We start from the raw sequence: 25474 nt of genomic DNA on the forward strand, positions 1-25474 counted from the left end.
TGCGAGCGGGCGCACCCGGAGGGGCACGGGTTGTGACGACGGCCGGCCATTAGGGTGTGCGTGTGAGCACCCACGACTCCGGGCCGACCGTCCTGACCGTCGCCGACGGGGTCGCTCGCATCACCTGGACCCCGGACGAGACCCTCGATGCCGTCCGTCACCAGGTCGCCTCAGCGCTCACCAGCCACCATCGCGTCGAGGCGTTGGTGGATCCCACTGACGAGCAGGCCCAGCGCACCGCGACCTGGTCGGGCCTGCGCCGCGAGGGCGTGATGCGCGGCGTCACCGTCGACGGCAACCCGGTCGACCGCATCGTCTACGCCAGGGTCGTCACCGATGTTCCCGCCCACGAGCCTGAGGGGTTCCGGGCCCTGCTGAACTCCTTCCTCCCCCGCAAGCGGGCCATCGGGCAGTTCCTCATCCGCGACACCACCGATCGGGTGCTGCTGTGCCAGCTCACGTACAAGGCCGACTGGGACCTTCCCGGCGGTGTCGTCGAGGTGGGCGAGTCGCCGGCGGTCGGCGTCAGCCGCGAGATCCAGGAGGAGCTCGCCTTGGACCTGCCGGCGGGCCGGCTCCTGCTCACCGACTGGCTCCCCCCGTGGAGCGGCTGGGACGACGCGGTCTGCCTGGTCTTCGACGGCGGCGTGCACGAGCCGTCGGTGGTCGACATGATCGAGCGGGAGAAGCGCGAGATCCGGTCCGTCGAGTTCTGCACGCTGGAGGAGGTCCGCGAGCGCTGCGCGGACTTCACCGCGCGGCGCATCGAGGCCGCGCTGGCGAGCGCCGGCGGCGCCGGCATCTCCTACACCGAGTCCGGCCGCCCCGTCGGCTGAGCCTGCATCGAGGCCACCGCATCGGCGAGGGCAGCGCGCACCGCACGCACCGCCGGCCGGTCGGCGAGCGAGGTGGGCGAGGCCGTGAAGACGGTCCGCACCGGGGCGTCGTCGAGGTCGACGAGCCGCACGGGTGGGGGTCCTCCGCCCCACAGCAGGTCGGGGAGGAGCGCCACGGCGTTGCCGGTGGAGACGAGGGCGACGTGCGCCTGCAGGTCCGCGGTCTCGAACTGGACGTCGGGCTCGAAGCCCGCCAGGCGGCACAGCTGCTCGGCGAAGTGCCGCGACGCCGCGCCGTGCGGCTCCATCACCCAGGGCCACCGGGCGGCGTCCGCGAGCCGGGTGACGCTCGCCGACCCTGACCCGGTCTCCCATTCCGACCCCGGCTGCCCCTGCGCCGCCACCGCGAGCCTGATCGCGTCCTCGGTCAGTGCCCGACGGTCGAGCTGCGGATGCCAGGGTGCGGCGTGCCCCGGGTACTGCTCGGCGACGACCAGGTCGAAGTCGCGCGCGAAGGTCTCGTGCAGCGCCGTCTCGGGCTCGCGCTGCACGATGACCAGCCGCACCCTCGGTGCGCGCTCGCGGACCAGGCGCAGCGTGGTCGGCAGGAGCGCCAGCGCCGCCGACTGGAAGATCCCCATCCGGACCGTCCCCGTCGCCTCGGCGGCAGCAGCGAGCAGCTCGGACTCCGCGAGCTCCAGCCGCTCGAGCACCACCTCGGCGTGAGCGACGAGCAGCTCGGCCTCGGACGTCAGCTGGACGCGCCGGCCGGCCTTGCGGAGCAGCTCGACGCCGACCTCGCGCTCGAGCTGGCTCAGCTGCTGCGACACCGACGACGGGCTCTGGTGCAGGGCGCCGGCGACCGCGGCGATCGTGCCGCGCACGCGCACCTCGCGCAGGAGCCGGAGCCGGCGTACGTCGAGCACGGGGACCTCCTGGATTCGTCAGCGGATCTTACGCGTACGAGTCAGAAAACAGTGCTTTTCGTGAACGATCCGCGCGAGCAACACTGGCGTCATGCCTCCTGCGACCTACGACGACCCCGCTGGCGTCAGCGAGCTGACCGAGCTCCTCCCCGCCGTCGAGCAGACGGTCCGCCGCTGGCTCGACACCTCGGCTGGGATCGAGCCCGACCAGGCCGCGAAGCGGCTGGCCGACGTGCTCGACGACCCGGCCGGCCTCCCGTTCACCGTCGGCTTCATCGATGGTGTCATCCGCCCGGAGGACCCGCACGTCGCGGCGCGCAACCTGGCCGCGCTCGCACGCGACGTGCCCCGGTTCCTCCCGCTCCACCTGCGGCTCGCCGTACGCGCCGGTGGCGCTCTGGGCCGGGTCGCGCCCTGGCTCGTCATCCCGGCCGCGCGCGCCGCACTGCAGCGGATGGTCGGCCACCTGCTCATCGACGCGGAGCCGCGGCGCCTCGGTCGCTCCATCGAGCGGCTCCGCGCGGACGGCAACAGGCTCAACCTGAACCTCCTCGGCGAGGCCGTGCTCGGCCGCGAGGAGGCGGGCCGTCGCCTGAAGGGCACCCTCGCCCTCCTGCAGCGCCCCGACGTCGACTACGTCTCCATCAAGGTCTCCGCGACCGTCGCGCCGCACTCGCCCTGGGCGTTCGACGACGCGGTCGAGGGCATCGTCGCGTCGCTGCGGCCGCTCTACCAGCGCGCGGCGGCGAACGGGACGTTCATCAACCTCGACATGGAGGAGTACCGCGACCTCGCCCTCACGATCGCCGTCTTCACGCGCCTCCTGGACGAGCCGGACCTCACCGGTCTGGAGGCGGGCCTGGTCCTCCAGGCCTACCTCCCCGACGCTGTCGGCTCGATGATGCGCCTGCAGGACTGGGCGGCCGAGCGCCGCGAGCGCGGGGGCGCCCCGATCAAGGTGCGCCTGGTCAAGGGGGCGAACCTGCCGATGGAGCGCGTCGAGGCGTCCCTGCGTGACTGGCCCCTCGCGACATGGCACACCAAGCAGGAGAGCGACACCCACTACAAGCGCGTCCTGGACTACGCGCTGCACCCCGACCGCGTGCGCAACGTGCGGCTCGGCGTCGCCGGCCACAACCTCTTCGACATCGCCTTCGCCTGGCTGCTCGCAGGCAATCGTGGCGTGCGCGACAGCATCGACTTCGAGATGCTCCTCGGCATGGCGCAGAGCCAGGCGGAGGCGGTCAAGCGCGACGTGGGCGAGCTCCTCCTCTACACGCCGATCGTCCGGTCGACCGAGTTCGACGTCGCCATCGCCTACCTCATCCGTCGGCTGGAGGAGGGCGCGAGCCGCGACAACTTCATGTCGGCCGTCTTCCATCTCCACGACGACGTCTCCCTCTTCGAGCGCGAGCGCACCCGCTTCGAGGCCAGCCTCCGGGCCCTGGACCGCACCGTGCCGGACCCACACCGCACCCAGGACCGCAGCGCGCCGGTCGACCCGACCCCGATGACCGGCTTCCACAACGTCGCCGACAGCGACCCCGCCGTGCCGGCGAACCTGTCGTGGGGCGCCCGGATCCTCGAGCGGGTGCCGTCGACCACGCTCGGCGTCGAGCGGGTCGAGCAGAGCCGCGTCACCACCCCGGAGGCGCTCGAGGAGCTCCTGGCCGGCACGACGGCCGCCGCGCCGAGCTGGGCCTCGCTCGGCGGCAAGGGTCGCGCCGCCGTGCTCCGCCGCGTCGCGGTCTCGCTCGAGCGCCATCGCGCGGACCTCATCGAGGTGATGGCCGCCGAGTGCGGCAAGACCATCGACCAGGCCGATCCGGAGGTCTCCGAGGCCATCGACTTCGCCAACTACTACGCGCAGCTGGCAGAGCAGCTCGACGAGGTCGACGGTGCGGTCGCCGAGCCGGTCGCGCTGACGGTGGTCACCCCGCCGTGGAACTTCCCCGTGGCGATCCCGACGGGCTCGACGCTCGCCGCGCTGGCCGCCGGGTCGCCTGTCGTGCTGAAGCCCGCCCCGCAGGCCGAGCGGTGCGGTGCGGTCCTCGCCGAGGCGATCTGGGAGGGCGGCGTGCCCGCCGAGGTGCTCTCGTTCGCGACCGTCGAGGAGGGCGACCTCGGTCGCAGCCTCCTCTCCGACCCCCGCGTCGGCCGGGTGATCCTGACGGGTGCGTTCGAGACCGCAGAGCTGTTCCGCACCTTCCGCCAGGACCTGCCGCTGCTCGCCGAGACGAGCGGCAAGAACGCGATCGTCGTCACTCCCAGTGCGGACCTGGACCTGGCGGCGCGCGATGTCGCGCAGTCGGCGTTCGGGCACGCCGGACAGAAGTGCTCGGCCGCCTCACTGGTGATCCTGGTCGGCTCGGTGGCCACCTCCACCCGCTTCCGTCACCAGCTGCTCGACGCCGTCCGATCCCTGCACGTCGGCTGGCCCCAGGACCCCTCGGCCCAGGTCGGTCCGCTCATCGAGCCGGCCTCGGGCAAGCTGCTCGACGCCTTGACCACGCTCGACGCCGGCGAGCGCTGGCTCGTCGAGCCCCGCCGGCTCGACGACAGCGGCCGGCTCTGGTCTCCGGGCGTCAAGGAGGGCGTGCAGCCGGGCAGCCGCTCGCATCTGACCGAGTTCTTCGGGCCCGTCCTGAGCGTGATGACGGCCGAGACGCTCGAGGACGCCGTCGCCCTGCAGAACCAGGTCGCCTTCGGCCTCACGGCCGGCCTGCACTCCCTCGACCCTGCCGAGCTGCGGCTGTGGCTGGACACCGTCGAGGCCGGCAACCTCTACGTCAACCGAGGCATCACGGGCGCGATCGTCCGGCGTCAGCCCTTCGGGGGGTGGAAGCGCTCGGCCGTCGGCACCGGCACCAAGGCCGGTGGCCCCAGCTATCTGCTCGGACTGACCGACTGGAGCAGCGCCTACGCCACCTCGACCGCCCCTCTCTCCGCACTCGCGCAGCGTCTCCTCGACGCGGCTCGGCGCTCAGGCCTGGAGGGCACCGACCGTCTCGAGCGCGCGCTGCGCAGCGACGCCGCCGCATGGCAGCAGGAGTACGGCGTCACGCGCGACGTCTCCGGCGTCGAGGCGGAGCGCAACGCGCTGCGCTACTTGCCGGTGCCAGTGACCGTCCGGCACGAGTCCGGCCCCGTGGCCGACCTCCTCCGCGTCCTGGGCGCCGGCCTGCAGGCGGGCTCGACCCCCACCGTCTCGGTGACCGAGCCGCTCGACCCGTCCGTCGCCGAGGCGCTCGCCTCTGCCGGTGTGACGGTGGCCGTGGAGGACCGCGCTGCGTGGCACGCGCGTCTCGGTCGCCTGCGCGACGTCCGCGTCCGGCTCGTCGGTGGGGACGCGACAGCGGCGTACGCCGTGACGGGCGGCCGCCCGGACGTGGCGATCCACGTGCACCCCGTGACGGAGTCCGGACGGCTGGAGATGCTGCCGTTCCTGCGCGAGCAGGCCGTCAGCATCACGGCGCACCGCTTCGGCAACCCGACGGCGCTGCCCGACGAGACGCTGCCGCTCAGCGACTGAGCGCGGTTCAGAAGAGCGCCGACGCGAGCGCCTGGCGGCCCTTCAGCACCCGGGGGTCGTCGTTGCCGACGGCCGCGAAGAGGCCGATCAGGTGCTCGCGGACGGCGTTGCGCTCATCGCCCGCCGTACGCCGGATCAGCTCCACCAGCCGCGCGAACGAGTCCTCGACGTGTCCGCCGAGAAGGTCGAGGTCGGCGACCATGATCTGGGCGGCGACGTCGTCGGGGCTGGCGGCGGCGGCTGCCCGGGCGGTGTTGAGGTCGACGCCCTGCGTCCGCTGGAGGACCTTCGCCATGGCGAGACCGGCGGCGGCCTCGGCGTCGGCGGGGTTCGCGTCGACCAGCTTCTGGTACTCCGCCACCGCCCGGTCGATGTCGCCGGCCTCCAGGGCGTCCTGGGCGGGTGCGTAGCGCGGGTCGAGCATCGGCTCGCCGTCCTCGTCGGTCACCGCGGCGGCCCGGCGCGGCTGGTGCCGGCCGGTGATCCCTTGGACGGTCAGCTGCTGCCCGAGCTGGTTGAAGAAGGTGCGCAGCTCGTCGAGCGGCGGGGCGCCCGGGATCGGCTGGGTCGCCGGACGGCCGTCGAGGATCACATACATCAACGGCACCTGCGGGATCTGCATGGCCTGCGCGATCTGAGGGTGCGCATCGATGTCGACGAGTCCGGCCAGGAACCGCCCGTCGTACTCCTCGACGATCGTGCTGACGTCGCTTGCCAGTGTGGCGCTCTCGGGCGAGCGGGTCGGCGAGTAGAAGACCAGCACGACCGGCGCGGTCATCGAGGACTCGAGGATGCCTTGGAAGGCCTGCTCGTCGACGTCGACGGTGTAGGACCCGGTCGCCACCGACGAGGTGGGGGCGCCGGGCCCGCCGGGCGCACCGCCGGGCGCAGCGGGCGCGCCTGTCCGGCTCAGGCCGGAGAGGTCGATCGCACCGGGACGGGAGAACGGCTGCTGCGTCATGGCGCCAATCCTAGGGTCGACCGGCACAGCGTCGTCCGGTGGGCAGCCGGGACGTCATACGCTGCGACTGCTCTGGCAGCCAGCGCGTATGACGTCGCGGACTAGGACCCGATCAGCTGATCGGCGGCCGCATAGGGATCGCACTCGCCCGCCGCCACGGCCGCCGCGAGCGCGTCGAGCTGACCCGAGGCGCCGACCTCGCCCCAGCGCGCCCGCAGCGCGTCGAGCGCGATCGCCTCGATCTCCTCGCGTGCTCGGCGGGCACGACGACGCCCCAGCTCGCCCGTCGCCACCAGCCAATCGTGGTGCTCATCGATCACCGTCACCACCTCGGCCAGGCCGGTGTGGGACTGGGCGACGGTCGTGAGAATGGGCGGCTTCCAGGCGGTCTCGTGGCGTTCGGTCAACGCGAGCATCCCGCGCAGGTCGCGTCGCACCGCGTCGGCGCCGTCGCGGTCGGCCTTGTTGATCACGAAGAGGTCGCCGATCTCCAGGATGCCGGCCTTGGCCGCCTGGATGCCGTCGCCCATCCCGGGGGCCAGCAGCACGACCGTGGTGTCGGCCAGCGCGGCGATCTCGACCTCCGACTGCCCGACGCCGACGGTCTCGATGATGACGACGTCGAAGCCTGCCGCGTCGAGCACCCGCAGCGCCTGGGGCGTCGTCCAGGCGAGGCCGCCGAGGTGTCCTCGCGACGCCATCGACCGGATGAAGACGCCGCTGTCGGTGGCATGGTCCGACATCCGCACCCGGTCGCCGAGGAGCGCCCCTCCGGAGAACGGCGAGGACGGGTCGACCGCCAGCACGCCCACGCGTCGCCCGGCCGAGCGCAGCTGGGCGACCAGGGCGTTGGTGGTCGTCGACTTCCCGACACCCGGAGATCCGGTGATGCCGACGACACTCGCCCGGCCGGCGTACGGCGCCAGCGCGGCCATCACCTCGCGCAGCGCCTCGCCCCCGGTCGCCGGCGCCTCCTCGACCAGGCTGATGAGACGGGCGACCGCCCGGGCGGAGCCGGGGAGGTCCGGTCCTCCTCGGGCGGTCTGCACCAGGTCGGCGACCCGATCGGTACGTCGCACTCTGCTGATAGCGCCAGCCTCAGCTGGCGGGCACGCGCACGATCAGCGCGTCACCCTGACCGCCGCCGCCACACAGCGCGGCCGCGCCGACACCGCCCCCGCGGCGCTTGAGCTCGAGCGCGAGGTGCAGCACCACCCTCGTGCCGGACATGCCGACCGGGTGACCCAGCGCGATCGCGCCGCCGTTGACGTTGACCTTCGACTCGTCCAGGCCCAGCTCACGAGCCGAGGAGATGCCGACCGCGGCGAACGCCTCGTTGAACTCGACGAGGTCCAGGTCGGCCGGGCTGATGCCCTCCTTCTCGCACGCCTTCGCGGTCGCGGCGGCGGGCTGCAGCTGCAGCGTCGAGTCCGGACCAGCGACCTGGCCGTGCGCGCCGATCTCGGCGAGCCACTCCAAGCCCAGCTCCTCCGCCTTCGCCTTGCTCATCACGACCACCGCGGCAGCGCCGTCGGAGATCTGCGAGGCCGAGCCGGCCGTGATCGTGCCCTCCTTGCTGAACGCCGGACGCAGCTTGCCGAGCGACTCCACGGTCGTCTCACCGCGCACGCCCTCGTCGGTGGAGATCACCACCGGGTCGCCCTTGCGCTGCGGGATCGAGACCGGCACGACCTCGGCGTCGAAGACGCCGTTCTTCCACGCCAGCGCGGCCTTCTGGTGCGACTGGGCCGCGAACGTGTCCTGCTCCTCGCGGGTCAGGTTCTGCGCCGCCGCGTTGCACTCCTCGGTCAGCAGACCCATCGCCTGGGAGGTGAACTGGTCGAAGAGGGCGTCGTAGGCCATCGAGTCGACCAGCTTCACGTCGCCGAACTTGATGCCCTCGCGCGACTTCGGCAGGAAGTGCGGGGCGTTGGTCATCGACTCCATCCCGCCGGCGACCACGATCTCGCACTCGCCGGCGCGGATGAGCTGGTCGGCCAGGGCGATCGCGTTGAGCCCGGAGAGGCACACCTTGTTGATGGTGATCGACGGGACGCTCATCGGGATGCCGGCGTTGACGCCAGCCAGGCGGGCCGGGTTCTGACCGGCCCCGGCCTGGATGACCTGGCCCATGATGACGTAGTCGACCTGGTCACCGGTGACCCCGGCCTTCTCCAGCGCACCCTTGATCGCGATGCCTCCGAGGTCGGAGGCGGACAGGTCCTTCAGACCCCCGCTCAGGCGACCGATCGGGGTGCGAGCCCCCGCGACGATGACAGTTCCGGACATGCGAGCCTCCAAATCAACGGCAGCGGTGTGCCTGCCGGTGGGTACGACGTTCACGAACGCGATCGACAGCACCGCCAACCTACCTACGGGTAGCCGCGAGCGGGAGGGGGTCGCCGGCCGGCATCGTGTAGCACTCGTCACACATTCTGTCCCGCTGGCAGGCCACGCACCACCATGGCCCCATGACGTCCCTCGACCTGCCCGAGCACCTGTTCACCACCATCGACCACGTCGGTGTGGCCGTCGCCGACCTGGACGAGGCCATCGCCTTCTACGAGTCGACCTTCGGCATGCGCCTCGCCCACCGTGAGGTGAACGAGGAGCAGGGGGTGGCGGAGGCGATGATGGCGGTCGGCGACTCCGGCTCCTGCATCCAGCTGCTTGCCCCGCTCTCGCCCGAGTCGACGATCGCGAAGTTCCTCGACCGCAACGGCCCCGGCCTCCAGCAGCTCGCCTACCGCGTCACCGACGTCGAGAGGGCGAGCGCCATCCTGCGCGAGCGCGGTGTGCGCCTTCTCTACGACGCGCCCCGGCGCGGGACCTCGGACAGTCGCATCAACTTCGTCCACCCGAAGGACGCCGGCGGCGTGCTGGTCGAGCTCGTCGAGCCCGCCGCGACCGCGCACTGAGCCGCAGGACGCCACGGCCCGGACCATGAGGCGGGCAGGCAACTGAGACAAACGGCACACAGGCTGGGCAGGGGTGTTACCCATCAGTACTGTGCCGCGAAACCCAGGGGTATGGACCGTCGCGACCAGAGCCCCCTGATCCTTCATCACACGACCTGAGCGAACGCAGGAGAGTCTCGTGCAGCACATTTTGGACGCCATCCTCGCCGGAGACACGCCGGCTGAGGATTTCGCCGCCCTGGAGATCCCCGACCACTACCGCGCCGCGACCGTCCACAAGGACGAGGTCGACATGTTCGAGGGGCTCGAGACCAAGGAGAAGGACCCCCGCAAGTCCCTGCATGTCGAGGACGTGGCGCTTCCTGAGCTCGGCCCGGGCGAGGCGTTCGTCGCGGTGATGGCGAGCGCGATCAACTACAACACGGTGTGGACGTCGATCTTCGAGCCGGTCTCCACCTTCGGGTTCCTCGAGCGCTACGGCCGGCTCTCGGCGCTGACCAAGCGCCACGACCTGCCCTACCACGTCGTCGGCTCGGACCTGTCCGGCGTCGTGCTGGCCACCGGCGCGGGCGTGACGAAGTGGAAGCCGGGCGACCGGGTCGTGGCCCACTGCCTGAGCGTGGAGCTGGAGTCCCCGGACGGGCACAACGACACCATGCTCGACAACGAGCAGCGGATCTGGGGCTTCGAGACCAACTTCGGCGGCCTGGCCGAGATCGCCCTGGTCAAGGCCAACCAGCTGATGCCCAAGCCCGAGCACCTCACCTGGGAGGAGGCCGCCTCCCCCGGCCTGGTCAACTGCACCGCCTACCGTCAGCTCGTGTCCAAGAACGGCGGGGCGATGAAGCAGGGCGACAACGTCCTGATCTGGGGCGCCTCCGGTGGCCTGGGTGGCTTCGCCACCCAGTACGCCCTCAACGGCGGCGCCACCCCGGTCTGCGTGGTCTCCAACGAGGAGAAGGCGAACATCGTCCGGTCGATGGGCGCCGAGCTGGTCATCAACCGCTCCGAGATGGACTTCAAGTTCTGGAACGAGGACAACACCGTCCAGAACCCCAAGGAGTGGCAGCGCCTCGGCAAGGCCATCCGCGAGCTGACCGGCGGCGAGGACATCGACATCGTCTTCGAGCACCCCGGCCGCGAGACCTTCGGCGCCTCCGTCTACGTCACCCGCAAGGGCGGCACCATCACCACCTGCGCCTCCACCACTGGCTACATGCACGAGTACGACAACCGCTACCTGTGGATGAACCTCAAGCGCATCATCTCCTCCCACTTCGCCAACTACCGCGAGTCCTGGGAGGCCAACCGCCTCATCGCCAAGGGCAAGATCCACCCCACCCTCTCGCGCACCTACACCCTCGACGAGGTCGGTCAGGCCTCCCTCGACGTCCACCAGAACAAGCACCAGGGCAAGGTCGGCGTCCTCGCCCTCGCTCCCGAGGAGGGACTCGGCGTCCTCGACCACGAGATGCGCGCCCAGCACCTGGACGCCATCAACCGCTTCCGCGGCGTCTGAGGGCCGGCCGAAGCGTCTGACGACACGCCGTAGCAGAAGGGTCACAGCGGACGCTGTGGCCCTTCTGGTTTTGTGGGACCCTTCCATCCGCAAGGATGGGGAGGGTCCGCGTGAGGTCAGCGGAGCACCACCGACGACTTGGGGAAGAGGAAGCCGCGTCATGAGCGAACAGGGCATGAGCGAACAGGGTCTGTCGATCTTCGACGAGGAGCCTGAGCAGGCCGCGAAGCGGAACGCTCCGGCCGAGCAGTCCGACGACACGCGCGTCATGCCACGGGTGCCGGCCACGCCCTCCCCCGCTGCTGCGCCGTCGCCCGGGGGCGCACCGACCGTGCCTCCCGCGCAGGCCGCACCGCCGGCGCGTGCTGCGTCGGCGCCCTTGCCGGTGGTCCGCCGGGGTGGGTACGACCCGGCCGCCGTCGACGCTCGGCTCAAGCAGCACGCGCAGGAGAGCGCCGGGCTCGCGAGCAGCCTCGCGGCCGCTCAGCAGCGGATCCGCGAGCTCGAGGACCGGCTCAAGGCCGCCGACGACCAGCTCGCCGAGAGCCAGACCCCGTCGTACGCCGGGCTGGGCGGCCGGGCCAGCGCGATGCTCCGTCTGGCCGAGGAGGAGGCGGCCGAGATCCGCGCCGCCGCGGAGAAGGACGCCCTGGACATCCGCGAGCAGGCACGGCGCGATGCCAAGGCGATCAAGCTCGAGGCGACGCAGGAGATGGACCAGTCCCGCGCCGAGCAGCTCAAGGAGCTCGAGGATCACCGGGCTCGGCTCGTGACGGACGCCGAGCTGCAGCGCACCCACGCTCGCGCGGAGGCCGACGACCTGGTCGCCGCTGCGAAGCGCGAGGCGGCGCAGCTGCGCCTCGCCGCTGAGCAGGAGACGACGGAGATGCGCACCCAGGCACAGCGCGAGGTCGAGCAGGCGCGTGCCGGCGCGGACCGCGAGGTGCAGGAGGCTCGCAGGATGCTCGCGGTGGAGAAGGAGCGTCTGGCACGCGAGGCGACCGACTTCCACGCCAGCAAGCTCGCCGAGACCCGCCGCCTCGTCGAGGAGGCCGAGGCTCGCGCCGCCGCCGCCGAGGACCGCGCCCGCACTGCGAACGCCTCCGTGACCGAGCTTCGCCAGCAGGCGCAGAGCGACTCCGAGGCGCTGCTGGCCCGCTCGCGACGAGAGGCCGAGCAGATCATCTCCGTGGCCCGCACCCAGGCCGAGCAGCTCACCTCCACGGCGGGGCAGGAGGCCGAGCAGTCGCTCGCCCGCATCACGGCCGAGGTCGACCGGATGAGCAGGCGTCGTGACGCCATCACGGCCCAGCTCTCCTCCCTCAACGACCTCGTCGCCCGGTTCACGCACGACGAGGACTCCGATGAGCCCGACGCGGGTACCGATGCCGCGCAGACGAACAGCGCGAAGGCCGGCACGGCGCCGGCCTCGAAGGCTGGCAACAAGGCGGGCGCGAAGACCGGAGACAAGGACAGCGAGTGACCGAGGCCGACGAGCGAGCGCTCGCCGCGGACGAGAGCGAGACCGGCGATGCCGGCCATGAGGACCGCGAGCCGCTGAGTCCCGAGCACCACGGCGAGGACGACCTCGGCACCCCGGGGCCTCGGCTCTCCCGGCGGGCGCCGTACCTCGTCGGCTTCCTCGGCGGCCTGGGCCTGCTGACGGCGTACGCCGCCGGCCGCGCCGTGTGGTCGGTGCGCGGTGTCCTGGTCGAGATCCTCGTGGCGTTCTTCATCGCCGCAGGGCTCAACCCGTCGGTGCACTTCTTCGAGCGGCGCGGCATGCGACGGTCGTTCGCCGTGCTGACCGTGATCCTGATCGTCGTGGTCGCACTGGCACTGTTCGTCGTCGCCTTCGTGCCGGTCCTCACCGACCAGGTCAAGGCGATCAGCAACAACGCTCCCGACTGGCTCGACTCGCTTCAGACCAATCGGCGCGTCCAGCAGCTGGACAGGGACTATCACGTCATCGACAAGGTCAAGGCCTACGTCACCAACGGCGACTTCGTCAGCGGCCTCTTCGGCGGCGCGGTCGGCGTCGGCCTGGCCGTGCTGGGCGCCTTGGCCAACGCCTTCGTGGTGACGGTGATGACCCTGTACTTCCTCGCCGGGCTCGACCAGGCCAAGAGGGCGCTCTACCGACTCGCTCCGGCCTCGCGGCGCGAGCGGGTCAGCAAGCTCGGCGACCGCGTGATCGAGGGCGTCGGCGGATATGTGTCGGGAGCCTTCATCGTGGCGATGTGCGCCGGCATCTCGTCGCTGATCTTTCTCTTCGCCGTCGGGATGGGCCAGTACGCGGTCGCCCTCGCGTTCGTCGTGGCGCTCCTCGACGTCATCCCCATGATCGGCGCGACGATCGGCGCGATCATCGTGTGCGCCATCGGCTTCGCCACCGACCCGAAGATCGGCGTCATCTGCGTGATCTTCTACATCGCCTACCAGCAGGTGGAGAACTATCTGATCTACCCGCGCGTGATGAGCAGGTCGGTCGACGTGCCGGGCGTCGTCACGGTCATCGCCGCGCTCGTCGGGGCGAGCCTGCTCGGCGTGGTCGGGGCACTGCTCGCCATCCCGACGGCGGCGGCGGTGCTGATGCTGACACGGGAGATCTTCGTGCGCCAGCAGGACGTCAGCTGACCCGGATCTCGCGCTCGCCGAGCTTCACCGCGATGACGCCGGCGAGGATGAGGAGGCCGCCGACCAGCTGGATGGCGGTCGGGAGCTGGTCGACGAAGACCCACGCGAAGCCGACGCCCGCCACCACCTCGAAGAGTGCGATGAAGGCGGCGAGCCGTGCGCCGAGCACGCGGCCGGCGGCGACACCGGTGAGGTAGGCGACACCGGAGGTCACGACCCCGAGCAGGACGACGGGCATCCACCACGGTGTCGCGTGCCCCGCGAGCACCACGTCCGCGCTGCTGGCACCCATCGGCAGGACGTGGACGAGCGCGAGCAGCGCCATCACCGCCGTGCCGAAGAGCAGCCCGCCTGCCGCGAGGGCGACGGGCGGGAGACCCCGGGAGTGGTCGGCGTTGACCAGGAAGTAGGTCGCGGCGCCGGTCATCGCCAGCAGCGCCCAGGCCACTCCCGCAGCGTTCAGGCTCGTCCCGCCCACCAGGTCGAGCACCAGGGTCAGCCCGGCAGCCGCCAGCACCGCGCCCAGGACCGTGACCGGTCCGGGCCGCTGCCCCCGCCGGAGCCAGAGCCAGGCGACGACGGCGGCCGGGGAGGTGTACTCGATCAGCAGCGCCGGCCCGACCTCCATGCGCTCCACCGCCATGAAGTAGCAGAACTGTGCCCCGGTCACCGCCAGCAGCCCGTACGCCGTCAGCAGGCCGAGGCTCCCGGGCAGCAGGTGCCACCGGCCGCGCATCGCCGTGAGGCCGAAGGGCAGCGCGACGCAGGCACCGATGGCGGAGCGGACCAGCGCCGTCGTGCCCGGCGTCCAGCCGGTCGCGAACAGCGCGCTGGCGAAGGAGCCTGAGAGTCCGAAGGTGAGCGCCGCCGCGATCGCCAGGACGATGCCCGCTGACGCACGAGGCGCGGTGGCCTGCGTGGGTCGATCATGGGTCAACGTGCTCATGACTCATGACAGTACGGAGGCGGGTGTAATGTGTCAATGTGGTTTTCGCCCATGACACCGAGATGGCTCTCCAGGCGGCCGTCGCGCTGGTGAACGCACCCGGCACGTCTGCCGTCCTGGGCTCGGTCGAGGACCTGGCCGCGTTCTTCGACCGGCACGGCTACACCGGTCGCCACGACCGCACCCAGGCGGAGCTCGAGGACCTACGCGCCCTCCGGCCACGCCTGCGGGTGCTGCTCACCGCCGACCTCGAGACGGCCGTCGGCCTCGTCAACGAGCTCCTCGCCGAGCACCGGGCGGTCCCCCGTCTCGTGCGTCACCCGCCCCTCGACTGGCACATCCATGCCGCGCCCGACGACGCCCCGCTCGCGACGCGAGTCGCCGTCGAGACCGCCATGGCGATGGTCGACGTCATTCGTGAAGGGGAGCTGTCCCGGCTCAGCACGTGCGCCGACGAGGACTGCGAGGACCTCGTGCTCGACCTCTCCCGCAACCGGTCGAAGCGGTTCTGCTCGACTGCGTGCGGGAACCGCAACGCGGTCGCCGCCTATCGTGCGCGGCAGGCGACCCACTGACCGCTCCTCACCTCAGCGGCGGGATGAACCTGCCCGGAGCGTCGACGAGCGGGTTGGCGTGGAGGACGGCATTCACGCCGCCGACCGCCCATGGGGTCACGGTCTCCGCATCGAGCACGTGCTGGGTCCCCGTCGGGTCCGCGATGCTCGGGCAGGACATGTCCACGACGTAGTCGCGGAAGCTCCCGCCGCTCCCCCGCAGCCGCAGCAGTGCCCACTCCCCGCCACTGGCGGAGAAGCAGCTGGCCGAGCCCAGATGACGCGCCTGGTCGACCGCGGCGACGAGATACTTCGCCGGCCCCATCGACAGCTCCTCGGTGTCGAGGAGGTCGTAGTCCAGCCGCGTGCTCGACGGGGCATACGCGCACACCGTCATCGAGACCGGCACGAAATCGGGATCCGTTGTCCCGGCGGGCGTGGGAGGGTTGTCCAGCCGGGGGTCGCACTGGCCCGAGATCCGGTGCGCGGAGGCCAGGATCGACTGACGCAACGCGCTGTCGTCGGTCGCCACGGAGACCGCCACACCGCCGACGTCGATGGTCTGGCGCACCCACCCGCCCCCGAGGTCCACCGTCCCTGGCCGCACGTCGCCCCCGAGCCACACGTAGGGCGCGGTCGGCCGCTCGTCATGCCAGTGTGAGTCGCAGTGGCTCGACAGCTCGACCGGCCGGCCGACATAGGGCAGCGACTGCTGGATGCGCCGACTGCCGTCGGCCTGCACGACCTGGGCGCCGCCGCACAGGATGACGGCGTCGGCCTGCCCGATCACCGGCGCTGAGCCCCACCCCCACATCGCCGGGACGTAGACGCCCACGTCGTGCCAGAGCTCGAGGCGGTAGCCGCCGGGCATCGACGGAGCGACCGAGGGCGGGCTCAGGCTCGGCGTGGAGGGCGCCGCTGTGTGGTCGCGGTGTCGGCTCTGCAGCGCGACCGTCGACCCGCCCACGACGGCGACCGCGGCCGCGACGCACGCCACCGCGACCACGGCGGACCGGCGTCGTCTCCGGGCGCCGGATCGAGCGCGCTCGACCACGTGGCGAACGACGTCCGGACCGGCGTCGACCTCGTCGGCCAGCTCCATGAGCGCGGCCCTGAGGCCCTGCTCGAGGTCATCCATCCGACTGCTCCTCTCCGAGCTCGCGCCTCAGCACCTGCAGTGCCCGGTGGACGTAGGACCGCGCGGTCGCCTCCGAGCAGCCGAGCACGGCGGCGATCTCGGCATAGTCGCGGTCCTCGTAGAACCGCAGCGCCACCGCGACCCGCTGCCGCGGTGGGAGGCCCGCACAGACGCGCCGAACGGCCTGGCTCGTCGTCACCTGCTCGGCCGGGTCCGTTCCCTCGCTGAGCGAGACGAGCGCGACCGGCGACTCGTGCCGCGCCGCGCGACGCCAGAGCGAGACGTGCGCGTTCACCACCATCCGTCGCACGTAGGCGTCGGGATCCTCGGCGCGCGTGATCCGGTCCCAACGGGAGAGCGCACGCTCGAGCGCCGCCTGGACGGCATCCTCGGCCTCCGTCTGGCTGCCGGTGACGACGTACGCGAACCGCAGGAGGGCCGGCACCCGGGCACTCGCCCAGGCATCGAACCCTCCGGCCGTCCCCGGTCTCACGTCGCTCACGGACACATCCACGCATGACAGACGCCGACCCGGGAGCTTTTGTGGCAAGTAAGGCTGGGGTTTCTCGCCGCGGGGGCGGCCTTGCCTGGACTGACGGGAGCGAGGGAGGAACGACCGAGTGGACGGAGGGAAGGCGAGGCCTACAGGCCCCGCGGCACGCGCCGAAGCGCCAGCGGAGGCGCAAATCAGTCGCCGAGGAAGCGCGTCACGGCTGCCAGGAAGAGGTCCGGCTTCTCCGAGTGCAGCCAGTGTCCCGTGCCCTTGAAGGTCACCTTGCGGTAGTGCGGGAACCAGCGGCGCATCGCCTCGTCGTAGGCCGGCTGGACGTAGCTCGACAGCTCACCGGCCAGCCACAGCACCCGACCGGCGTAGGGCGGGAGGTCCGCGAGGTCCTCGGCCGGCCATCCGGACAGCGTCGCCCCGTCGCGCACGATCGCCTCCAGGTTGGCCGCCCAGCGCCACCCGTCGCCGTCGCGGCGGAGGTTCTGGAGGAGGAAGGAGCGGACCGTCGGGTCGGGCACCTGAGGCGCCAGCAACCGGTCGGCGTCCTCGCGCCGATGCACCTGGGCGAGGTCGAGGTCGAGCAGGATCCGCGCGTAGGACAGCACGCCGCCGGTCGCCGTCGCCTCGTCGCCGTAGTCGACGGGCGACATGTCGGCCACCACGAGCCGCTCGACGAGGTCGGGCCGGGTGAGGGCCAGCACCATCGCGACCTTGCCGCCCATCGAGTGGCCGACCACCGTGGCCGGTCCCTCGGCCTCCAGGAGCGCGGCCACCCTCGCCGCCATCTCGCGGTAGTCGATGTGCGCGGTCCAAGCCGATCGACCGTGGTCGGGCAGATCGACCAGCGTCACCTGGTGGGTGTCAGCGAGCGCCTTGGCGACGGTCATCCAGTTGCGCCCCTGGCCGAAGAGCCCGTGCAGGAAGACCACGTGCGACCCCTGCTCGCCGAGCCGCAGGACGTTGAGGTCGCTCATGCGCTCGCCCCGCCCGATCCGGGCCGTGGCATCTCGTCGCGCTCCTGCAGCCAGCGCTCCACGCGGCGGTCCGGCACGAGCCACATGAGTGCGACGACGACGAAGGGGATGACGCCGATCCAGGGCTGGATGAAGCACAGACCGATCCCGAGGGCGTAGAACACGATCGACAGCTTGCCCTTGTAGTCGGCGCCGAACACCTCGTCGAGGTGAGCACTGGTGGGCAGTCGCCGGATGGCGACGACGAGGATCGAGTACGCCACCGCGCTCATGAACAGGTTGACGCCGTAGACGATCGTCGGTGTCCGCGCGAGATCGGACTCGTCCATCCACTTGGTGGTGAAGGGGTAGAGGGAGAGCCAGAACAGGAGATGGAGGTTCGCCCACAGCACCGTGCCGTCCACGTGCCCCACCACTTGGAACAGGTGGTGGTGGTTGCTCCAGTAGATGCCGACGTAGACGAAGCTCAGCAGGTAGGTGAGCAGGCCCAGTCCGGTGGAGTCCCACAGCCCGCGAAGCGTGTCGTGCTCGGGGGTGTGCAGCTCCAGCACCATGATCGTGATGATGATGGCGAGGACGCCGTCACTGAAGGCCTCCAGTCGTGCGCTCTTCATGCCCCGGATTCTGGCAGTCGGCGCCGACGGGTCAGAGGTCGAACCCGTCGAACATGTCCCCGATGCCGTCGCCGATCCCGTCGAAGGCGTTGCCGATGCCGTCGCCCAGGCCACCCATCGCGTCCCCGAACCCCTCGCCGAGACCCGCGGCCAGACCGCCGAGCCCCCAGAGGATGTCGTCGGCGAACATGCCGACGAAGAGCCAGTCGAGCGGGCCGAAGGCGCCGAAGTAGCCACGGGCGTAGGGCTGGTACTGCGGGCCGCCCTGCCAGTAGGGCACCCGCTGCGGACCGACCATCACCTGGCGGATGTCGGGGGCGGCGCCCACTCGGAGGCGGTCGGCGTCGAGGGCGCAGGCCGGCACCTGCTTGACCGTGCCGTCGGGGAACGTCCACGACACGTCGGTCTTCGAGATGCCGTGGCGAGGGTCGAAGAAGCAGGGCGGGCGCTTGACGGGCAGGGGCGCGCCCTTCACCCGGGCGCGCACGCACTCGATCGCGTAGCGCCCGTCCTCGACGATGCTCGTCGCGTGACCGATGTCCTCCGGCTTCGTCATCGCCTCCGCCGACTGCTTGGCCGACTCGTAGGCGTCCAGCGCCCGCTGGTAGTCGGCTCGCGCCCCTGCATCGAGGTCGGCACCGGCCAACTCGAGGTCAAGTGCCTGCAGCTCCTCGCCCAGCGCAGTGACGTCCTCGTCGGCGAGCCTCTTCACCGGCTCGAGCTCGGCGCGCCTACGCTCGAGCTCGCGCTTCTTGCCGCCGCGTGAGACCAGCATGATCACCACGGCCGCGACGGCCAGCAGTACGAGGAGTTCCATGTCGCCAGCCTACGGGGGCCCGCTGAGGGTCGTCGGCCCGCTCAGGTGGCCGTCGTCGGCGCGTTCCGGACCGGCCGGTCCCCGCGGGCGTCATCCCGGTCCTCGACGGTGAGCGGCTGGGCGATGCTCTCCAGCGACCTGCCCTCGGCCTTGACGCCGAGGACCGCCTCCACCACCCCGCCCGCGACCATGAGGACGGCGCCGACGAAGTAGCCGACCGCGATGGCGGTGATGTCCTTGTCCCCCGAGGCCTTGTCGATCAGCCACCCGAAGAACAACGGTCCGCTGATGCCGCCGACCGCCGTGCCGATCGCGTAGAAGAAGGCGATGCACAGCGCCCGGGTCTCCATCGGGAAGACCTCGCTGGCCGTGAGGTACGCCGCGCTCGCGCCCGCCGAGGCGAAGAAGAAGACGATAACGCCCATCAAGGTCAGCGTGGTCGCGTTGAGGCTGCCCAGGAGGAAGCCAGCGCCGGCCAGGAGCACACCGGACACGATGTAGGTCCCGGCGATCATCCGCACCCGGCCTACGCGGTCGAAGAGCGGGCTGAGCACCAGCGCCCCGACGAAGTTGCTGGCGGCGAAGACGGCGAGGTACCACCCGGTCTGCTTGACGCCGAAGAAGGTGGTGAGCGTGTCGCCGTAGGTGAAGAAGAACGCGTTGTAGAGGAAGGCCTGCCCGACGAAGAGGGAGAAGCACAGGATCGTGCGCCGGGGATACATCGTGACGACCGTCCGCGCGATCAGGCCGAACCCGATCGACCTGCGCTGCCGGACCGTGATGGTGTCGTCCGGGTCGGAGAGGCGAGCGCCGGTCTCGTCCTGGACCTTCAGCTCGATGTCGCGCACGATGTCCTCGGCCTCCTCGTCGCGGCCGTGGATGAACAGCCACCGCGGGCTCTCGGGCACGTTGCGGCGCACCAGGAGAATGCCGACGGCGAGCACGGCGCCGAGACCGAAGGCCAGTCGCCAGCCCCAAGCCGGGTTCACGACGCTCGGGTCGAGCAGGGGGATTGTCAGCAGCGACCCGGCCGCGGCGCCGACCCAGAACGACCCGTTGATCGCCACGTCGACGCGACCGCGGTACTTCGCAGGTATGAGCTCGTCGATCGCCGAGTTGATCGCGGCGTACTCCCCGCCGATGCCGGTGCCGGTCAGGAAGCGAGCGGCGAAGTACCACCACGGGTTCGGAGAGAAGGCCGTGAGCACCGTGGCGACGGTGTAGACGCCCAGGGTGAGCATGAAGAGCCTCTTGCGGCCGAACCGGTCGGTCAGGTGCCCGAAGAAGAGCGCGCCCAGGCACGCCCCGGCGACGTACGCCGCACCGGCGAAGCCCACGTCGAAGCTGCTCATCCCCAAGCCGGTGTCATGGGGCTTGAGCGCGTCCGACATCGAGCCGACGATGGTGACCTCGAGGCCGTCGAGTATCCAGACGGTGCCGAGACCGATCACGATGAGCCAGTGCCAGCGTGCCCACGGCAGACGATCCAGCCGGGCGGGGATGTTGGTGGTGATGCGACCTGTCTCGACGCTCATATCGGCGCCAGTACCCTCGAAAAGCAAAGGATATGACTGATCCCACACTCGCTCGATCAGTCGGCCGCAGGCGCTGGTCAGTAGGAGTAGAAGCCCTGCTTGGTCTTCCTGCCGAGCTCCCCCGCGTCCACCTTGGCCACCAGCGTCGCCGCGGGCTCGAAGCCCGGCTCGCGGAACTCGCGGACGAGCTCCTGCTGGATGGCGAGGGAGACGTCGTTGCCGACGACGTCGAGGAGCTCGAAGGGGCCCATGGGGAAGCCGGCGTCCTCCTTGATCGAGGCGTCGATCGCCGCCATGTCCTCCCCCGCCTCGGCGAGCTTGACCGCGTCGTTGAGGTAGGGGAACAGCAGAGCGTTGACGATGAAGCCGGCCCGGTCGCCGCAGGAGACGGCGACCTTGCCGACCTTCGCGGTCAGTGCCTTCACCGTCTCGTCGACCTCGGCGCTCGTGAGCTCGGTCGTCACGACCTCGACGAGCTTCATCACCGGCGCCGGGTTGAAGAAGTGCATGCCGATCACGTCGCCGGGGCGGTTCGTCGCCTTCGCGAGCTCGGTGATGGGAAGACTGCTCGTGGTGGTCGCGAGGATCGCTCCTGCAGGCAGGATCTGGTCCAGCTCCCGGAAGAGGTCGGTCTTGACGGACAGGTCCTCGGCGATCGCCTCGACGACGATGTCGGCGCGATCGAGGTCGGCCCGCGACGCGGAGCTCGCCAGGCGGCCGAGGACTGCTTCCTTCGTCGCCTCGTCCGACTTCCCACGCTCGATGGCACGGTCGAGGTTCTTCTCGACGTACGCCCTTACGCCGGCCAGCTTCTCCTCGCTCCGCCCGACGACGACGACGTCGTACCCGCTCTGGGCGAAGACCTGGGCGATGCCGCTGGCCATGGTGCCGGTGCCGACGACGCCCACGGTGGCGACGTCGTGACGCAGCTGCGGCGCCAAGGCGGCCGCGTCGGCGCCGCCTGCCAGTGAGCCGCCCTCGCGCGCGACGCGGTCGAGCAGATCGGCGGGCTGGTGGAGGTGGTCCCCGGTCTCGGCCCAGCGTGCGGCCAGTGCGTCGCGGACCCTCGTCGGACCGATCTCGTCAACGGCCGCCAGGGGGCCCTGAGGGTAGCCGCACCCGAACCGCATGGCGTTGTCGATGTCGACAGCGGTGGCATACCCGGACTCGAGCATCCGAACCGCGTGGTTGAGGTAGGGGAACACCAGGGCCTCGAAGGTCGTCATGCGCGCAGTGTCGCAGTCACTCGTACCGACCGGTAACCCAATCGTGACCGAGGTCACGCGGGCAGTCTGACGTAGGGTGTGCGCCCGTGAGACTCGTCGTCGCGACCTGCCAGGTGGACTACGCCGGGCGCCTGACCGCCCACCTCCCGATGGCGACCCGGGTGCTGATGATCAAGGCCGACGGATCGGTGCTCGTGCACTCCGACGGGGGCTCCTACAAGCCGCTGAACTGGATGTCCCCGCCGTGCACACTGCAGGAGGGCACGGCCGACGACGGCCGCGTTGAGTGGACGGTGACCTCGCGCAGCACCTCGAAGGGGCCGGACGACACCCTTCGGATCACCATCGAGGCGATCCACCACGACACCTCGCACGAACTGGGTGCCGACCCGGGGCTTCAGAAGGACGGCGTCGAGAGGCACCTCCAGGAGCTCCTCGCCGACAATCCCGAGACGCTGGCGCCGGGCCTCCGACTCGTCCGCCGCGAGTTCCCCACCGCCATCGGCCCCGTGGACCTCATGTGCCGTGACGCCGCTGGCGCCTCGGTCGCGGTGGAGATCAAGCGGCGTGGGGAGATCGACGGTGTCGAGCAGCTGACCCGCTACCTCGAGCTGCTCAACCGCGACCCGCTGCTCACCTCGGGTGGTCCGGTTCGCGGGATCTTCGCCGCGCAGGAGATCAAGCCGCAGGCCCGCGTGCTCGCCACCGACCGGGGCATCGCCTGTGCGGTCGTCGACTACGACGCGCTGCGTGGCATCGACGACTCCGAGCACCGCCTCTTCTGACGACAGCGGAGCCGCCCGTCGTACACGGGTACGCCGAAGTACGTCGCAGGCCCGGCGCGCTCGCTCAGCTCGGCGTGCGGGCAGGGACTTGGGTGTACGCGTGTACGAAGACTGCGCAGGCCAGCGCGCAGGCTCGGTGCGGAGAACCCTGCCGAGGTCTTGCGGCCACCCCCCGAATCGCCATGAGTCGTGTCGCATCGACGACTCCGAGCACCGGCTTTCTGAGCATCCACAGGCGCATACACCGCGCCTGGCATGTCCGAGGACTGGCACGTAGCGTGAGCCGCGTGACCAGCGATCCCGGCATTGCGCGCCGTGTCGCGCGACTCGAGAACGACCGCGACGCGCTCTATGAGCTCATTGACGAGTTCCGGGCCGAGTCCCGAGCTCGCTTCCACCGGCTCGAGGGCACGCTGGCCGAGGTGACCCAGCAACATTCGCGTCGCTTCGACCGGCTCGAGGGCACACTGGCCGAGGTGCTTCGGCGCCTTCCAGAGTCTCTCTGAGCTCACGTCCGCCAGGACGCATGACTCGGCGCCGCGGAGACATCCGTGCACGCGTGGTCCGATCATCCACAGCCCCGACTCCGCGCCGTGGTGTGTCGGAGGGGACGCACGTACGGTGACCGACGTGACCAGCGAACCCAGCCTCGATCGCCGCGTGCGTCGACTCGAGAACGAGACAGAGTCGATCTACGAGCTCATCGGCGACATCCGGTCCACACAGCAGCTCCACACCCAACGCCTCGACACGATCGACACGAGGCTGGACGGGGTGGAGGCACGGCTGGACGGAGTCGAGACCAAGCTCCTGGGGATCGGTGTCACCTTGCAGGAGGTTGTTCGCCGACTCCCTGACCCGGATGGCTGACGGGCAACGTCGACAGAACGCTACGGTGACGGAGTGCCCCGCGACCTGCGCGTCATCTTTCACATCGCCACCGCCGCCGACTGGGCGCGGGCCTGTGCCACGGGGACGTATTCGACCTCGACCTGGGGGGTGACGCTCGAGGAGGAGGGCTTCATCCACGCCGCCCGAGGCGACCAGTGGGAGGACGTACGCCGGCGGTACTACGACGAGGTCACCGAGCCGCTGGTCCTCCTGGTCATCGACGTGATGTGCCTGAGTGCGCCGTGGCAGGAGGACTCGGTGGGCGACGGCACCTATCCCCATGTGTACGGCCCCCTCAACGTCGACGCGGTCGTCACCGCCGTGCCGCTCGGCTGACGGGGGTTCGCCGGGTGGCCCTCGCCGTGTGCCTGCTGTTCGACCGCCGTGCCGATCGGCTCATCCGTGATCTGTGGGTGCGCGTCGAGTCGCTCGGAGTGATGTCGCTCGCCACCCACACACATGGCCGGCATCAGCCCCACCTGTCCCTGGCGGTGCTGCGCAGCTGGGACTTGGGCACGGTGCGGACCTCACTGGACTCGCTGCCCTCGGGCGCAGCGATCAATGTCTCCTGCCACGGCAGCCTCGTGTTTCCGCGAGGGCGCGTCGCCCTCGCTCCGTCAGCGAATGCCGCGCTCGTCCGGCGCCAGGAGCGAGTGGTCACTGCGGTCGTCGAGGCAGGAGCCGACCTCCACCGCAACTATGTGCCGGGCCGCTGGGTTCCGCACATCTCGGTCGCGACGCGGACCCCCGCGTCCCAGCTCCCCCGGGTCACGACCATGATCGCGGACGCTGTTCCGATCCAGATCCGCCTCGAACGGGCGGCGCTCATCGACAGCGGCACAGGCGAGATCTGGCCGCTCCCCCACATGCTCTAGCTCTTCCCCCACGGCACCCACGCGAGGGCCGGTGAGGAGGCCTGCCCCGGCGTCAGGCTCCGGCGATCTTCGGAGCGGTCGGGTCCGGGGTGTCGGCGCGAGCTTCGCGGGCGACGTACTCCTCGATCTGCTCCACGTCCGCGCGGTTGCGCGTGACGACGGCGAGGAGGTCGCTCACGGTGGCGACCTCCTCGACCTGCTCCTTGATGAACCAGCTCATGAACTGCTCGGAGGCGAAGTCGACCTCTTCGCGGGCGATGCGGTAGAGGTCGTTGATCTGAGCGGTCACCCGCTTCTCCTGCTCGAGCGCGAGAGCGACAGGAGCAACCACGTCACTGAACGCGGACGTCGCCCCTTCGACGGCGCCGATCTCCACGGCTGCGTCGGTGTCGAGGAGATACTGCACCATCATGAGCGCATGGTCGCGCTCCTCGGCTGCCTGACCGTAGAAGAACGCCGCCATCTGCGGCATGGTCAGCGCGTCGTAGTAGACCGCGCAGGCGAGGTACTGATTGTGGGCGGCCAGCTCGTTCGCTATCTGGATGTTGAGCTGCTTGACGAACCGCTCAGCGGGCAACACGGGCTCCTGCGGGATCAGGCGGCTGCCTTGAGCCGCTTCTTGGTCACTTTGCTGCCGTCGAGACTGACGAGCTTGCGCTTCTTGACCGTATACCCCTCGGGTAGCGTCCCGTCCTTCAGCATGCGGAGCGGACACCGCGAGCACCGCGACTTCGACACGCAGCACTCGGTCTTGGGGAGCTTCTTCTTGCCCACAGCAGGCACTGTACCCGAAAAGGTTAGGCTTACCTACCCTGTTGTTCGAGCTACCGCAGACGACGTGCGATCGTGGGGATCACGATGGTGGCCGCCAGGGCGTGCAGGCAGACCAGTGTCGCTGCCGAGGCGACGTCGAACCCGAAGGTGACGTCCGGGACCACCGAGAGAGCGGCGAGGATGACCGTCGTCCTGACGAAGGTGACGCGTGGCCGACGCGCGCGCCGGGCGAGTACGGCGGCGAGCGCGACGCCGATCAGCGAGAAGACGAGCGTGAGCTGCCCGAACCCGGCGATCGGGATCGCGGAGCCAGTACGGTCGGCGAACGAGACCCCGGCGGCCGACGCGATGGCAGCCACGGACGTCGTCGCGACCGCCGCGACCACCGACGCGGCCAGGCCGTGCTTCCAGACGGACCGGCGGACGGGCTGGCCCACGGCGCGGGAGGTGTTGAAAGACGTGGTAGTGAGGGACATGCCGAGCTCCTGACGACATGAGGCGCTTGGTGCGC

At 70.7% G+C, this 25474-nt stretch carries 27 protein-coding genes; 12 read left to right on the forward strand and 15 right to left on the reverse strand.

Features of this window, described 5'->3' with window-relative positions; genetic code table 11:
* Nucleotides 1-62: 62 nt before the first annotated feature.
* Nucleotides 63-836, forward strand: a complete 774-nt coding sequence (locus ACYQ1K_RS07465; protein ID WP_459982201.1) for an NUDIX domain-containing protein — start codon at nt 63-65, stop codon at nt 834-836.
* Here the strand turns inward: ACYQ1K_RS07465 and ACYQ1K_RS07470 are convergent.
* Nucleotides 806-1762, reverse strand: a complete 957-nt coding sequence (locus ACYQ1K_RS07470; RefSeq protein ID WP_459982202.1) for a LysR family transcriptional regulator — start codon at nt 1760-1762, stop codon at nt 806-808. The two genes, ACYQ1K_RS07465 and ACYQ1K_RS07470, sit on opposite strands and share 31 nt — an antisense overlap.
* A 91-nt stretch (nt 1763-1853) precedes the next feature.
* Between ACYQ1K_RS07470 and ACYQ1K_RS07475 the strand changes: the two genes are divergently transcribed.
* Entirely contained in the window at nt 1854-5294 is a 3441-nt protein-coding gene (locus ACYQ1K_RS07475) for a proline dehydrogenase family protein (RefSeq protein ID WP_459982203.1), read from the forward strand.
* Nucleotides 5295-5301: 7 nt separating this feature from the next.
* Here the strand turns inward: ACYQ1K_RS07475 and ACYQ1K_RS07480 are convergent, their stop codons facing one another.
* From ACYQ1K_RS07480 to ACYQ1K_RS07490, 3 genes are all read right to left on the reverse strand, one after another.
* On the reverse strand, nt 5302-6255 hold the full coding sequence (locus ACYQ1K_RS07480) for a co-chaperone YbbN (RefSeq protein WP_459982204.1): 954 nt from the start codon (nt 6253-6255) through the stop codon (nt 5302-5304).
* A gap of 101 nt (nt 6256-6356) precedes the next feature.
* Nucleotides 6357-7343, reverse strand: a complete 987-nt coding sequence (meaB, locus tag ACYQ1K_RS07485) for a methylmalonyl Co-A mutase-associated GTPase MeaB (RefSeq protein ID WP_459982433.1) — start codon at nt 7341-7343, stop codon at nt 6357-6359.
* 10 nt (nt 7344-7353) lie between these two features.
* The gene (locus ACYQ1K_RS07490; RefSeq protein ID WP_459982205.1) at nt 7354-8544 is read right to left on the reverse strand and encodes an acetyl-CoA C-acetyltransferase; all 1191 of its coding nucleotides are present in this window, start codon (nt 8542-8544) and stop codon (nt 7354-7356) included.
* A gap of 182 nt (nt 8545-8726) precedes the next feature.
* On the opposite strand from ACYQ1K_RS07490, the gene mce reads away from it, so the two are divergent.
* The 4 genes from mce (at nt 8727) to ACYQ1K_RS07510 (ending at nt 13329) form a co-directional block, all read left to right on the forward strand.
* Entirely contained in the window at nt 8727-9173 is a 447-nt protein-coding gene (mce, locus tag ACYQ1K_RS07495; protein WP_459982206.1) for a methylmalonyl-CoA epimerase, read from the forward strand.
* 178 nt (nt 9174-9351) lie between these two features.
* Complete coding sequence (ccrA, locus tag ACYQ1K_RS07500; protein ID WP_459982207.1) at nt 9352-10692, forward strand: crotonyl-CoA carboxylase/reductase; 1341 nt, start codon at nt 9352-9354, stop codon at nt 10690-10692.
* Nucleotides 10693-10852: 160 nt separating this feature from the next.
* The gene (locus ACYQ1K_RS07505) at nt 10853-12175 is read left to right on the forward strand and encodes a hypothetical protein (protein WP_459982208.1); all 1323 of its coding nucleotides are present in this window, start codon (nt 10853-10855) and stop codon (nt 12173-12175) included.
* On the forward strand, nt 12172-13329 hold the full coding sequence (locus tag ACYQ1K_RS07510) for an AI-2E family transporter (RefSeq protein WP_459982209.1): 1158 nt from the start codon (nt 12172-12174) through the stop codon (nt 13327-13329). Before ACYQ1K_RS07505 ends, ACYQ1K_RS07510 begins: the two co-directional genes overlap by 4 nt.
* On the opposite strand, the gene ACYQ1K_RS07515 is transcribed toward ACYQ1K_RS07510, so the two are convergent.
* Entirely contained in the window at nt 13322-14275 is a 954-nt protein-coding gene (locus tag ACYQ1K_RS07515; protein WP_459982210.1) for an EamA family transporter, read from the reverse strand. The genes ACYQ1K_RS07510 and ACYQ1K_RS07515 overlap by 8 nt on opposite strands.
* A gap of 38 nt (nt 14276-14313) precedes the next feature.
* Here ACYQ1K_RS07515 and ACYQ1K_RS07520 point away from each other — a divergent pair, with 38 nt between their 5' ends.
* Nucleotides 14314-14850 (forward strand): CGNR zinc finger domain-containing protein, encoded by a 537-nt coding sequence (locus tag ACYQ1K_RS07520; RefSeq protein WP_459982211.1) that lies wholly within the window; start codon nt 14314-14316, stop codon nt 14848-14850.
* Nucleotides 14851-14857: 7 nt separating this feature from the next.
* On the opposite strand, the gene ACYQ1K_RS07525 is transcribed toward ACYQ1K_RS07520, so the two are convergent.
* The 7 genes from ACYQ1K_RS07525 to ACYQ1K_RS07555 all read right to left on the reverse strand — a co-directional run bounded on the left by ACYQ1K_RS07525 (nt 14858) and on the right by ACYQ1K_RS07555 (nt 21638).
* Nucleotides 14858-15967: a hypothetical protein gene (locus ACYQ1K_RS07525; protein WP_459982212.1), complete on the reverse strand. Its 1110-nt coding sequence runs from the start codon at nt 15965-15967 to the stop codon at nt 14858-14860.
* Nucleotides 15960-16469 carry a SigE family RNA polymerase sigma factor gene (locus ACYQ1K_RS07530; protein ID WP_459982213.1) on the reverse strand — a complete coding sequence of 170 codons (510 nt, stop codon included), beginning with the start codon at nt 16467-16469 and terminating at the stop codon, nt 15960-15962. Before ACYQ1K_RS07530 ends, ACYQ1K_RS07525 begins: the two co-directional genes overlap by 8 nt.
* Before the next feature lie 185 nt (nt 16470-16654).
* The gene (locus tag ACYQ1K_RS07535; RefSeq protein ID WP_459982214.1) at nt 16655-17446 is read right to left on the reverse strand and encodes an alpha/beta fold hydrolase; all 792 of its coding nucleotides are present in this window, start codon (nt 17444-17446) and stop codon (nt 16655-16657) included.
* The gene (locus ACYQ1K_RS07540) at nt 17443-18060 is read right to left on the reverse strand and encodes a TMEM175 family protein (RefSeq protein ID WP_459982215.1); all 618 of its coding nucleotides are present in this window, start codon (nt 18058-18060) and stop codon (nt 17443-17445) included. Before ACYQ1K_RS07540 ends, ACYQ1K_RS07535 begins: the two co-directional genes overlap by 4 nt.
* A 31-nt stretch (nt 18061-18091) precedes the next feature.
* Entirely contained in the window at nt 18092-18877 is a 786-nt protein-coding gene (locus ACYQ1K_RS07545; protein WP_459982216.1) for a hypothetical protein, read from the reverse strand.
* 41 nt (nt 18878-18918) lie between these two features.
* On the reverse strand, nt 18919-20412 hold the full coding sequence (locus tag ACYQ1K_RS07550; RefSeq protein ID WP_459982217.1) for an MFS transporter: 1494 nt from the start codon (nt 20410-20412) through the stop codon (nt 18919-18921).
* Nucleotides 20413-20489: 77 nt separating this feature from the next.
* Entirely contained in the window at nt 20490-21638 is a 1149-nt protein-coding gene (locus ACYQ1K_RS07555; protein WP_459982218.1) for a 3-hydroxyacyl-CoA dehydrogenase NAD-binding domain-containing protein, read from the reverse strand.
* Nucleotides 21639-21724: 86 nt separating this feature from the next.
* Here ACYQ1K_RS07555 and nucS point away from each other — a divergent pair, with 86 nt between their 5' ends.
* The 5 genes from nucS (at nt 21725) to ACYQ1K_RS07580 (ending at nt 24189) form a co-directional block, all read left to right on the forward strand.
* The gene (gene nucS / locus ACYQ1K_RS07560; RefSeq protein WP_459982219.1) at nt 21725-22423 is read left to right on the forward strand and encodes an endonuclease NucS; all 699 of its coding nucleotides are present in this window, start codon (nt 21725-21727) and stop codon (nt 22421-22423) included.
* A gap of 287 nt (nt 22424-22710) precedes the next feature.
* The gene (locus ACYQ1K_RS07565) at nt 22711-22929 is read left to right on the forward strand and encodes a hypothetical protein (protein WP_459982220.1); all 219 of its coding nucleotides are present in this window, start codon (nt 22711-22713) and stop codon (nt 22927-22929) included.
* A 124-nt stretch (nt 22930-23053) separates the two neighbouring features.
* Entirely contained in the window at nt 23054-23293 is a 240-nt protein-coding gene (locus ACYQ1K_RS07570) for a hypothetical protein (RefSeq protein WP_459982221.1), read from the forward strand.
* A 33-nt stretch (nt 23294-23326) separates the two neighbouring features.
* Nucleotides 23327-23650: a DUF952 domain-containing protein gene (locus tag ACYQ1K_RS07575; RefSeq protein ID WP_459982222.1), complete on the forward strand. Its 324-nt coding sequence runs from the start codon at nt 23327-23329 to the stop codon at nt 23648-23650.
* A gap of 14 nt (nt 23651-23664) precedes the next feature.
* Nucleotides 23665-24189 carry a 2'-5' RNA ligase family protein gene (locus tag ACYQ1K_RS07580; RefSeq protein ID WP_459982223.1) on the forward strand — a complete coding sequence of 175 codons (525 nt, stop codon included), beginning with the start codon at nt 23665-23667 and terminating at the stop codon, nt 24187-24189.
* A gap of 52 nt (nt 24190-24241) precedes the next feature.
* Here the strand turns inward: ACYQ1K_RS07580 and ACYQ1K_RS07585 are convergent, their stop codons facing one another.
* From ACYQ1K_RS07585 to ACYQ1K_RS07595, 3 genes are read right to left on the reverse strand one after another with little or no spacing between them, the layout of a single operon-like run.
* Entirely contained in the window at nt 24242-24766 is a 525-nt protein-coding gene (locus ACYQ1K_RS07585) for a ferritin (protein WP_459982224.1), read from the reverse strand.
* A 17-nt stretch (nt 24767-24783) separates the two neighbouring features.
* A complete protein-coding gene (locus ACYQ1K_RS07590; RefSeq protein WP_459982225.1) occupies nt 24784-24963 on the reverse strand; it encodes a hypothetical protein in 180 nt (59 codons plus the stop codon).
* A gap of 50 nt (nt 24964-25013) precedes the next feature.
* The gene (locus tag ACYQ1K_RS07595) at nt 25014-25439 is read right to left on the reverse strand and encodes a DUF6069 family protein (RefSeq protein WP_459982226.1); all 426 of its coding nucleotides are present in this window, start codon (nt 25437-25439) and stop codon (nt 25014-25016) included.
* Between the last annotated feature and the right edge of the window lie 35 nt (nt 25440-25474).

It is taken from the genome of Nocardioides sp. AN3, assembly GCF_054653495.1.